The organism is Pseudovibrio sp. POLY-S9, assembly GCF_001431305.1.
Lineage (GTDB): Bacteria > Pseudomonadota > Alphaproteobacteria > Rhizobiales > Stappiaceae > Pseudovibrio.
Genome location: NZ_LCWX01000163.1, coordinates 28,898 through 33,407 on the forward strand (window position 1 = coordinate 28,898; position 4,510 = coordinate 33,407).

Below are 4,510 nucleotides of genomic sequence, written 5' to 3' on the forward strand. Positions count from 1 at the left end.
AGGCAGCTCACTTGTCCGGTTTCGGGCATATCCAAAATCTACGCCGTGCCTTCCAGCGAAACTTTGGCATCACACCCTCTGAGTATGCGGAGAGGTTTTCCTGATGCCTGAGCCGACCACACCAAGAGGCCGCCCACAAAACAACGAACTCACCCGTCTGATCCTGACTACAACGCTCAAAGCACTGGCAACGGATGGCTATCACGGCACCTCAACCCAGCGAATTGCGCAGACAGCAGGCACGTCCAAACAAGCGCTGTATCGCCGCTGGCCAAACAAAGCAGGTCTGGCTCTCGAAGCCCTGCGCTACGGGTTCCGCCAGGTTCCCCCCATCTACCCCGGTATGTCTTCTTTTCATAATGACTTGCAGGACGCCACTTCAGGCATCCTCAACGCCCTGCACGACACTCCGTTAGGCACTGCATGGCTTGCCCTGCTCTCAGAGCCTTCGTTAGTGGGGGAACTTTCCCTCATTGAAGGTGAACAGCGCACGCACTTCAGACAGGTTTTCGTTTACTGGAATACCACTGCAACCATGGAGACAAGCATCGACCAACTTCTCGGTTTTGTGTTTTTCACCAGCCTCGTTCGCAGGAGAAAACCGGCACTACGGGAAATTACCGAGTTAATTCAGAGCATTACAAGTCGATCATAAAAAATCAAAGCCGCTCTCCTCTTGGTGAAGACACTTGATTGGCACTTGTACACCCTCTTGGGGCAAGAAGATTGGGCCTCGCAAGAACGGGCAATTTCCGCGGGCCGAGGTTGTCGAACAAACAAAGCATTCTTCCTGACCTGGCTTTGTTTGTCTGGCGAAGTTCATTGTTTCATTGAGGGTAATATAATGAAAATCAAATCTATCGCTGTTGCAGCAGCCATTGCAGGTGCTGCCCTGTCCGCAAGCACTTTCGGCGCTTTCGCTGATGAAATCTCGACCTACACCTCTGGTGGTTATGCGATTGGTGGTACCGATCCTGTTGCATACTTCACACAAAACAAGCCTGTTCAGGGTAAAGCTGAATTTACCGCTCAGTATGACGGTGTAACCTGGAAATTCTCCAGCGCTGAAAACCGTGACAAGTTCGTTGCAGAACCAGCAAAGTTCGCTCCGCAGTACGGCGGCTGGTGTGCAGTTGGAGCATCCTTCGGCAGCAAGTTGGAAACCAAGCCTGAGCTTTGGGACATCGTCGACGGCAAGCTCTACCTCAATGCACACGATGGTGCAGTAAAGCGCATGCAGTCCCGTACAATCGAAACGATCACCAACGCAGACACAAACTGGGTTGAGATCCGCGACGTACCAGCAGACAAACTCTAAGTTTCCTTCAGTGCATATGCTGCAATAGGCGATGCCTAGCGCCTATTCCGACATCTCCCCAAATCTCATGGTGGCATATGTATTGAGCCCTAGAGAAAGCCGCAGATTTCTGCGGCTTTCTTTCGTTTACGGCACCCATTCGCTCAAAGCACACATAAACGAAACTAACGCTGCATCTACAACGAGTGCACATCTTCAAATGCACTTTGCAGCGAGTAAACCATCCCCTCACAACCAGTTCTCAAAACGGTGATGAAGCGTTATTGGCCTTCAGATAGGTATTCACGCATAGTGTTTTCAGAACATAGATAAAAACCAGTGGTTCCCCATAATCAACTGGTAAACGAAACAAGCCAGACTTGGCTTCAAAGATCAGTCCGAAGGAGTTGCCCATGCCGATCAAATCTTCAGTTCTTGCAGTTGGACTAGCACTGTCAGCACTTGTAACTGTTCCGATGACGGCAATGGCCGATGACGTAACCAACTTCGTTGAAGAAGGCTACGCAATCAAAGGAACTGATCCGGTCGCTTACTTCACACAAGGCAAGCCAGTTCCAGGCAAAAAAGAATATTCCACGCAGTATCAGGATGTAACGTGGCTTTTCTCTTCTGCTGAAAACCTCGACAAGTTCAAAAAGGATCCAACCAAGTACGCGCCTCAGTATGGTGGTTGGTGTGCGACTGGTGTGAGCTTCGGAGTAAAAATTCCGATCCAGCCAGAACAATGGAAGATCGTCGATGGCAAACTTTACCTGAATGCCCATGCAGGCGCCCAGCGTCACTTCCTAAAAGACCCGAACGCTTCCATCGCCCGGGCAAATGAAAACTGGCCAACAATCATACACACGCCAGAAGCAGACCTTTAAGCGAACCCCACCCAAGCTCCCTTGAAGGCCACTCAAGCTACGCGTGCCCCCAACTAAGCGTAGCTCCCGCGGTGAAAGCAAAAAAACGCGGAATGTGTCCCTTTCAAACTTAAAAGGCCTCAGTTCACGCTGAGGCCTTTTCTTGTTTCAGTGACAAAAATCAATGCAGCTATGAAGCTGCAACACTGTTATTGACTGTCACCGTCTCCCCCGGCTTCAGCTTTGCCACCCGAAATGCATCATCCTCCATGCATTCGGTAAACTGATCCGCGCTTTGGTCTAAAATTGGGAAGGTACCGTAGTGGCACGGAATGATGGTCTGGAACTCAAAGAACCTCTGACATGCCATAGATGCGGTGCGAGCGCCCATGGTGAACCGATCCCCGATCGGCACAATCCCAATCTGAGGCCGGTAAATCTCGTTGATCAGCTCCATATCAGAGAAGATATCCGTATCACCCATATGTAACAGTGTTGGCTCATCCTCAGCCATCACCACAACGCCAGCTGGGTTACCCAGATAAACGTCCGCAACGCTGCCTTCACTATCAAACGAACAAGCAGAACTGTGCACTGCATTGGTCAGCGCCACACCAAACGCCCCCATATTCACGCAACCGCCATGGTTCATAGGATTGATCTTCTCAATACCTTTGTCCTGCGCCCACATGCAGATTTCCCAGTTCGCCGTAAGCGTTGCACCAGTCGCTTTCAAAATATCGATGGTATCGCCCACATGATCGTCGTGGCCGTGGGTCAGCAGAACATGATCAACACCTTCACTCACCTGCTCCACACTCATCTCTGCCGGAAAGCTCGGATTGCCAGACAAGAACGGGTCAATCAGAAGCGTTGCCCCGGGAATGTAAACCTTAAAAGCAGAATGGCCCAGAAACTGTAAATCCATACTACCAATCCCCCAATGCGGAGCGCCGAACCGCGGCACATCCGTGATATCTAAAATATTATCTAGACTAGTAGGAATTTGGTTACACAACCCTTAAATGTAACCGGACACTGGCAAAACTCCGGTAATGCCCTAGGAGATCTTCCAATCAATCTCTGCAATACCATGTTCTTTCAGATAGGCATTGGTTTTGGAAAATGGAGCCGACCCGATAAAACCGCGCCGTGCCGACAACGGCGATGGATGGGCACTCATCAAAACCAGATGCTTACTCTCATCAATCAGATCCAGCTTCTTCTGTGCATGCGCGCCCCACAGGATAAACACCAGATGCTCTCGTGCTTCGGACAAGCCCTTGATCGCAGCATCTGTAAACGGCGCCCACCCCTTCTTGGCATGAGACCCGGCCTTGGCTTCCTCCACACTCAAAGACGTGTTGAGCAGCAAAACACCCTGCTCCGCCCAATGTGTCAAACACCCATGAGCTGCAGGCGCTAAACCAAGGTCGCTCTCCAACTCCTTGTAGATATTGCGCAGCGACGGCGGCAGTTTCACGCCTTTGCGAACTGAGAAAGAAAGTCCATGTGCCTGCCCTTCCCCGTGGTAGGGATCCTGCCCAAGAATGACAACACGCACATCACTCAGAGCAGCTGCATTAAAGGCAGCGTAGCAGTCAGCTGTCGGAGGATAAATGGTCTTTCCTTCCGCTTCCTCAGCATCCAGAAAAGCCTGGAGTTTCTGAAAGTAGGGTTTATCCATCTCAGGAGCCAGAATGCCCTGCCATCCCTCTTCAAACTGCACTTGCATCACGCCTATATCCATCTGCTCAATCGTCTTGCACCCTTACCTTTATCAGAACAGCCATCACACAGTTCAGCAGGAAACAGCATGTCCCCGAGAAAAATTTAGATTACCTGCTTGGCGTTGCTCTCAAGCCGTGCTAACCCGCCGCCATGGCAAATGATCCCTCACTTTCTCTCGAAGATTTCTGCGACGCGCTTTATGATGATGACCGCCTGATTGGTATCGATCTTGGCAGCAAGACCATTGGTCTGGCACTAACTGATTCAGGTCGGCAGATTGCATCTCCGCTGGAGACCATCAAGCGCAAGAAGTTCACGCAGGATGTCGAACGTCTGCTGGATCTTTGTAAGGAACACAGCGTCTTTGGCCTCGTGATTGGCCTGCCGCTCAACATGGATGGCACCGAGGGCCCGCGCTGTCAGGCGACCCGCGCGTTTGTGCGAAACCTTGCCCAGAAAACGGAAATCCCGATCACCTACTGGGACGAGCGTCTCTCCACCGCTGCCGTCACACGCACACTTATCGAAGCAGACCGCTCCCGTGCCCGCCGAGCCGAGCTGGTCGACAAGATGGCTGCCTCCTACATCCTGCAGGGCTTCCTGGACCGCATCAACT

The 4,510-nt window shown here is 51.5% G+C and carries 6 protein-coding genes; 4 read left to right on the top strand and 2 right to left on the bottom strand.

Annotation, left to right across the window (positions count from 1 at the left end):
• Positions 1–103: 103 nt before the first annotated feature.
• The 3 genes from PPL9_RS14465 (at position 104) to PPL9_RS14475 (ending at position 2,184) form a co-directional block, all read left to right on the top strand.
• Positions 104–655: a helix-turn-helix domain-containing protein gene (locus PPL9_RS14465; RefSeq protein WP_057463356.1), complete on the top strand. Its 552-nt coding sequence runs from the start codon at positions 104–106 to the stop codon at positions 653–655.
• 189 nt (positions 656–844) lie between these two features.
• Positions 845–1,318 carry a YHS domain-containing (seleno)protein gene (locus PPL9_RS14470; protein WP_057463357.1) on the top strand — a complete coding sequence of 158 codons (474 nt, stop codon included), beginning with the start codon at positions 845–847 and terminating at the stop codon, positions 1,316–1,318.
• A 392-nt stretch (positions 1,319–1,710) separates the two neighbouring features.
• A complete protein-coding gene (locus PPL9_RS14475) occupies positions 1,711–2,184 on the top strand; it encodes a YHS domain-containing (seleno)protein (RefSeq protein ID WP_057463358.1) in 474 nt (157 codons plus the stop codon).
• A gap of 169 nt (positions 2,185–2,353) precedes the next feature.
• Here PPL9_RS14475 and PPL9_RS14480 read toward each other — a convergent pair whose 3' ends face one another.
• Entirely contained in the window at positions 2,354–3,091 is a 738-nt protein-coding gene (locus tag PPL9_RS14480) for a metal-dependent hydrolase (protein ID WP_057463359.1), read from the bottom strand.
• A gap of 132 nt (positions 3,092–3,223) precedes the next feature.
• Complete coding sequence (gene ung, locus PPL9_RS14485; protein ID WP_208989381.1) at positions 3,224–3,898, bottom strand: uracil-DNA glycosylase; 675 nt, start codon at positions 3,896–3,898, stop codon at positions 3,224–3,226.
• 146 nt (positions 3,899–4,044) lie between these two features.
• Here ung and ruvX point away from each other — a divergent pair.
• The coding region (gene ruvX / locus PPL9_RS14490; protein WP_057463361.1) for a Holliday junction resolvase RuvX at positions 4,045–4,510 on the top strand (466 nt) is incomplete at its 3' end.